General features: G+C 53.4%; 5 protein-coding genes. All 5 read left to right on the forward strand.

The window, feature by feature from the left end:
• Positions 1–531: 531 nt before the first annotated feature.
• Complete coding sequence (locus BUB44_RS14630; RefSeq protein ID WP_073167679.1) at positions 532–1,647, forward strand: DUF2325 domain-containing protein; 1,116 nt, start codon at positions 532–534, stop codon at positions 1,645–1,647.
• A gap of 402 nt (positions 1,648–2,049) precedes the next feature.
• Complete coding sequence (locus BUB44_RS14635; protein ID WP_073167682.1) at positions 2,050–3,240, forward strand: hypothetical protein; 1,191 nt, start codon at positions 2,050–2,052, stop codon at positions 3,238–3,240.
• A gap of 48 nt (positions 3,241–3,288) precedes the next feature.
• Entirely contained in the window at positions 3,289–3,978 is a 690-nt protein-coding gene (locus BUB44_RS14640) for an amidoligase family protein (protein ID WP_131821650.1), read from the forward strand.
• Positions 3,979–3,984: 6 nt separating this feature from the next.
• On the forward strand, positions 3,985–5,568 hold the full coding sequence (locus tag BUB44_RS14645; RefSeq protein WP_073167687.1) for a vWA domain-containing protein: 1,584 nt from the start codon (positions 3,985–3,987) through the stop codon (positions 5,566–5,568).
• A 433-nt stretch (positions 5,569–6,001) separates the two neighbouring features.
• Positions 6,002–6,228: MerR family DNA-binding transcriptional regulator (locus BUB44_RS14650; protein ID WP_242655974.1), on the forward strand; the 227-nt coding region annotated here is incomplete at its 3' end.

Below are 6,228 nucleotides of genomic sequence, written 5' to 3' on the forward strand. Positions count from 1 at the left end.
GGAAAATCTTTGCCCAGGCGGGCGTATTCTTCCGGCGGTACAGGCGTGTAAAATATCTGCTGCATGGCGGTCACTTCCAGCAAATATTCTACCTGTTCCACAGCCGGAAGAAAAGGGGTCAGTCACTGGTTGTCATATTCTGGTGAATAGACGGACTGACTGACCTGAAATACCAGCACAATTTGCGAAGCAGTTGCAGATTATTCTGGTATCGGAAATAGTTGCAGATTGTTCAATCTGCGAAAATGGGCAGGGGTTGGGCTAAATCAAAGTGAGAATTGACAGGTATCGTAAAACCCAGATACCGGTTTCAGGGAGATGAGTTTGTTGATTTGCCACTTACTGAAAAAGTATGACGAGCTTTTGTGCGAGCTCAGATTCCGGGGGGAGTTGAACAGGTTTCGCAAAACGGCTGACGTTAAACCGAAGACATCAGTTTGCCGTAATGGTTCAGGGGTTCGGGTCAACCGGATACGGTCAAATCTGCCTGCGGGAACGCGCAGGCGGATGTAAAAAGAAGGGGGGGTTTTAATGAACCTGGAACTGTACAGGCAGAGGCTGGAGCGGCTGAGGGCGTACTGTAGGAAGGTCGGGGCAGGAGAAGTTCACCTGGACTTTGAGCGGGACTTCTACGGTTTTGTGGCCACTGAGATAGCTGTAGGCATACTGGGAAAGATCGGCAAGGAGACCCAGATCAAGTTTCTTTCATCAACGATGAAGCTGCCAGGGAAGGTGAGGCGGAAGGGACCGTTTGAAGTTACTGCGTACGTGATGTCGCGCTGGTTCCAGGTCGGGGACAGGGTGGTTGCCGCGATTGCGGACGTGCTGTCCGAAGTTTTCGAGGCGGAACCGCCGGCGGCTGTAGAAGAGGCGTGGCGCAGGGGGATGCCCCCGCACGTAGTCTGGGCGCTGGCGAAATACCTAGGAAAAGACGGGTTCGCCGCTTCCCTGCCTGGCCAGCCGTATTTTACCGAAGAGGAGATCGAGTACCACAAGATCCGTTACGAAGCGATGGCGCGGCTGTATGCTATCCGCAGGTTGAAAGGCGACCGGGTGGAGCAGGCTATAAGGCGCGAGGTCGATGAGAAGACATTTTCCTACCGGCAGGAGATCGAAAGGCTGCGCGGCAAGCTGGCGCGTGTACCGGAGAAGGTGGCCGAAAAAGCGATCGAGAGTGACCTCTACAGGGAGATGTACGAAAAGGTAAAAGCCGAATTTGAGGAAGCGCAGAGACAGTTTGCCGAGGCGTCCAAGGAATACGAGATGGAGATCTGCAGGTTGAGGAACGAAGTGGACCTGCTGAGGAGCATTCTCGCCAGGTACATCAGGCAGCACCTTTCCGGCCTTACCGTGTGCGTCATCGGCGATGAGGGCCACCGGGAGGGGTACAAGGAAATAGTGCTGGAATACGGTGGACACATGAACTTTGTTTGCGGGATCGAGGACGCTTCAGTTGTGAAGCAGGCCGTGCGCTCTTCCGATGTAGTGATCGCGGTGACTGCCTACTGCAAGCACAAGGTATTCACGCCAGCTAAAGAAGAAGCTCAGCGGTTGGGCATACCGATGATTATCTGCCCGTCGGCGGGGTTGGGTGCGTTCCGGGAAGCGGTGGAGAAGTTGAAAGAGAGGCTGGAGAAGGCTGGGTAAGCACCGGTTTTTTGAGGGGGTACGGGTAATGTTCGTTTGTTCCGACTGCTGCCGGGAATTCTGTCAAAACGTTTCCGGCTGTTGGGTTGAGCTGGTAGGTCCGAAGAGTTGCGGCCCCTGCGAGAAATGTGGAAGAACAGTGGTTTGTACTGATTGCTTTGCGGGGCCAGTGACAAGAAGCAATATAGTCCACAATTCTGATACGTTTTCGGGAGTAAGGCCGAGTCCCCTTCAGGGAAAGGGGGTTTTGTCTTAATATCCAGGAAAGCGCGCGAATGCGTTTCCTGCGGTAACATTAGAAAAGACACGACAGTATTAGACAAAGATGGTGTCAGGTTCTACATCTGCAACACCTGTTTTACCGAGGCTGAAAAATTTCTGGACCTTACGAAAGACGAGCTTTTGACTGAAACGGTAGCGAAGTTGCTGGCCCTAAGAAAACCAGCGAAGATGGGAGCTGCCAGGAAAAGGTTTGAATCGTTATTTGGTGAGCTGCCCTGGAGTGAAATAGAACTCCGCGCTGAGTATCTGCGAAAACTGGCCGTAAAGCGACGGGAAGAGGTCCAGAAGAAAAGCGCAGAAGAATGGGAGAGACTGGTATGTGCACTTGAAAAAGCGCTGGACGAAGAGGTGACGGAAAAAGGTTTTGAATGGGAATTGTTTGAGGTTGTCCGGTCCGGTAAAAAACACTGCATCATCAAGGTAGGTATTTATCCATGGGGAGTGACCTTCCTGGAAGGGAGAATTGAGGAACTGCGCAAGTGCTTCAAAGAAATTGTTCAAGAAATAGAGAAAAAGAGCTGGATCTGCCCCTACTGTAATGTAAGAATCGGCTGGCGGGAGGCCACCGGTGGAAAGAAATGCGGCTGTGGCGCGGAGTTCAGGCAGAGCAGCTGCCGGGCGTATTCTGGTTTCGTTCACAACAATAACGCTTGGGGAGATATAAAAGAGAGGTTGCGCAGGACCTGTACCAACGAAGAATGGGCGGTCTACGAGATCCTCCTGGAAGGTGGCGAATGGATAGAGAACCTCTTTAATGGCGTCAAATACTTGGGTAATGTGTTTGGGTGGCCGACCTATGCACTTCGCGGTAAGCTTTCAGTCAAGCCGATCCATCAACTGCTTCAGGACAAGTACTGCGCTTTAGAACTCGGACTGCTTCGTTCAAGTTTTGAGCCTGCAACAACAAAAGAAAGATTCACGTCGCAGCGCTTGAAGTGGTGGCTTGGGATGATAGACGGAATCGATGTGAGGATATGTTTGAGGCACCCGTATTGCAACGGTATCGCAGTCATACCCGACGTGGAGAGCATACCTGAGCGGTGCGACTGGCATGAGCTGGATGAAAAATGTGATGTTTTCGACCGATGGTGCGACTACTTGATAGATAACGGTGAGGACGGGGATTACATTGTCAGCGACTATGTAGAATATGATGCGCACGATATAAAAGAAGGTTTCTTTTATAGGGGTTTGGTGCCGACATTCGAAACAATAGAAGAAGCCACTGAGTGGATATTCAACGTTGTGCGAAACGGTATGGTGGTGTATACCGATAAGGTAAGGGAGTTTCTCGAACAACTAAGTCTGTAGAATATCAGCTTGTATTTTACAATGGAAATTTCCGGGCAGGTGCTGGAAATGCCGGAAAAGACCAGAAATGGAACCGCTACATTATACCTTTCCCGAATGCGGTTCGGTATGGAAGTCGAGGCTGTCTCCGGGCCGGAGGCCTGCCCGCTGGGGGCACGAGGGACCGACCACGGCGGCGCGGTTCTCGAATACCGCCTGGGGCCGGTAACGCTACTAGAGTGGTCAAAACACAGGGCCGCGCTGAGAAAGTTTTTCTCGGCCATAACCGTCAACCCGGAAGGCAACCCGCCGACTGGGTTGCACATCCACGTGGAAGTCCCACACGAGCACAGAAACAAACAGTTTTTTGCCCGGCTGTCCAGGTTGTGGGCCGCGATGGAAAAAGATATTCTGGCTGTCCGCCCGGTTGCGGTAGCACGCAGAATATATGCCTCGGAGTGGACGGAGAGTCACTGTTTTGCCGTCGCTTCGGCCATACGGGATATGGAATTCTGCCTGGACAGACGGCGGACGCTCAACCTTGCCAGCATCCATTTCCACGGCACAGTGGAATTCCGGCTGTGGAACGGGACGAACGACTTTGCGGCGGTGGAAGAATTTCTGGCGCTCTGTTTGTCCATTGTTTGGGTTGTTGTCGCTGGGTGCGGCAGGGAAACTGCTCGGATACCGGTCGAAAGAGAAAAGGAGCTGGTAATCCGTTTAGGGAAGAAATTCTCCCGAATTTTCCAGAAAGGGTGATTTGATTTGGCTGTATTTGACGAACTATTGACCGAAGTGGAAAGAGAAATGCTCGCTGAAGCCGAAAACGTATTCGGCGGCCAGGTTAAAAAAGAAGAAACTCCTGTGGTTTTCAAGCAGGTCATGTCCGTCGTCCCGCATGGAAACCTCAAAGAAGTAATCCCGCAGTACCAAAAGATGCGGGAGAAGATGGGCCGGGACTTTCTGGCGCTGGCGCTGCTTGCCGGCGGTTACCCACCCGAAAGCCAGCCGTTTTTGACCGGCAGGGACAACAAGGTTGCCGTAGCGGCGGCGCTGCTGACGTGTCCGGAAACGGTCCCCTGGTGGAGAGTGGCCCGGCTGCTGGGCCAGCGGCAGTTCTTCGGAATGGACGTTCGGAATGCCCTGGAGACCGTCAGGGCGAGCAGGATGTTTTCGCCCCGGGCCAGACGGCACGTCAACAACGCTGCTCAAAAGTACGTTGACCGCCTGCAGATGGCGGACGGCGAATGGGAAAACAGGGTGCTTGCGGACAGCAAAAGTTTAAAAGCCCTGATAGAGTACACCAATGCGTCTGTGGACAGCGAGTACATGGCTGTCCTGCGGGACAGAAAGGCATGGGACAGTAAGGAATGGCCGCGGCTGAAGACGGCACGGGAATTTGCAAGGCTGGTTGACAGCGGGGATTACGGAGCGGCTGGAAGGCTGCTGGAGAAAACGAAACTGCCGCTGCTCTTCGTGGAAGGGTGCGCGGACATAACCAGGCCGGAGATAGCCGCAGCAGTGCTGAAGTACGCCACGCCGAAACAGGTGATGGCCCGGCTGAACAAGCTGACCCGTTCTGGCGTGCTGAAGGACCCGGCGGTATTTGATACCGTCGTGGGCGTGCTGAGAAAGGCGGTTGGGGACAATCGGGTGGCCCCGGCGGACATCCGGCGGGTAAGGGAATTTGCGGCCGGTATTGACCCCGGGCTGGCCGGCATACTGGAAGAAGTTGAGGCGAAGAAACGGGAAAGGCTCTATGGTAATTCTCAAGTTGACCTGACCGCGAAGGAAACATGCTTGATCGTGGACAAGTCCGGTTCAATGGATGAAGCTATCAGAGCAGCCGGACAGCTCGCAGCGTACTTTGCGGATCAGGGCGCTGTCGTAAAGGCCGTCAGGTTCGACACGAAAGCGTACCAGATCACACCGGAAATCGGCAAAGACGGCCGTCCCGACTGGAAAGGCACGTTTTCTATGTTGACGGCAAATGGCGGCACGTCCATCGGTGCTGGCTTAAATAAGGCCGCTGATATTGCTTCCGATGCGGACCTGTGGGTAGTGCTCACCGACGGTGGAGACAATACGCACCCGCTGGCAGGTGAAAATTCTCCGAAGCCGGAGCACGGGCGGGTAGCCGTAATGTGGTTCAACTGGGACCGTCCCGCATCCGGGTTTCAGAGGTGGCTGCAGGTTGTCGGTGCTGACGAGTTCAGGCCGCAGACCAGGGACGGCCGCCTGGACTACGCGGCACTGGACGACCTGGTGCGGCTGGCGCTGGCTGGCGACAGGCTGGACGAGTGGATCGCCACGCTGCCCGTGAGCGTAGTGGAAAAGCTGGTCGGTTAGAGAAAAACGAAAACCGCTTGTCTTTTCGGACAGGCGGTCGGTTTTTTTTGAGGGGTGTGCCAGTTGTGAAGGCTTAATCACCTAAACCTTAAGCCTCATATTTTCAGGTATAGGTTTCACTTACACCACAAGGAATATCATTTGTATTAACGTGTAAGCCTTCACTCACTCACACCTTCGGCGGACGTGCCAGGTTGGACAGCTACTTAAACCGTATTCCCACAGATACGTGTATGCTGTCCGAAACTCACGTCCAAAGTTATGATACTGCAATTTCTGAGAAAAGTCAACGGGCTTTCATTTGACGAGAACGGGAAAATTGTTTAGGAGGTTTGTAGCAGTTACCAACAGGCCAACAAATATTGATAAAATATAACAAAACAGTTATCATAAAATTATGGAACTATTAACCATCAGTAAAGCGGCAAAGAAATTGGGCGTTCATCCGAACAGCTTGCGCAACTGGGAGAAGCGCGGTTTAATCAAGCCCGTCCGTCTGCCTGGAGGCCAGCGCCGGTACTCTATGGACGAACTTAACAGGCTACTGCAGTCCGGTCAGTTGACTGACGGGCAGGAATCAGTTGTGCTCTATGCCAGGGTATCCACTAAAAAGCAGGCTGACGCAGGCAATCTGGACCGGCAGATCGAACGGCTGCGGCA

The sequence above is a fragment of the Desulfofundulus australicus DSM 11792 genome (assembly GCF_900129285.1).
Lineage (GTDB): Bacteria > Bacillota > Desulfotomaculia > Desulfotomaculales > Desulfovirgulaceae > Desulfofundulus > Desulfofundulus australicus.

What these genes read in the sequence shown, in the direction of transcription:
- BUB44_RS14630 (WP_073167679.1), top strand. Translation starts at nt 532, where the DNA reads ATGAACCTGGAACTGTACAGGCAGAGGCTGGAGCGGCTGAGGGCGTAC.
- BUB44_RS14640 (WP_131821650.1), top strand. Translation starts at nt 3,289, where the DNA reads ATGCCGGAAAAGACCAGAAATGGAACCGCTACATTATACCTTTCCCGA.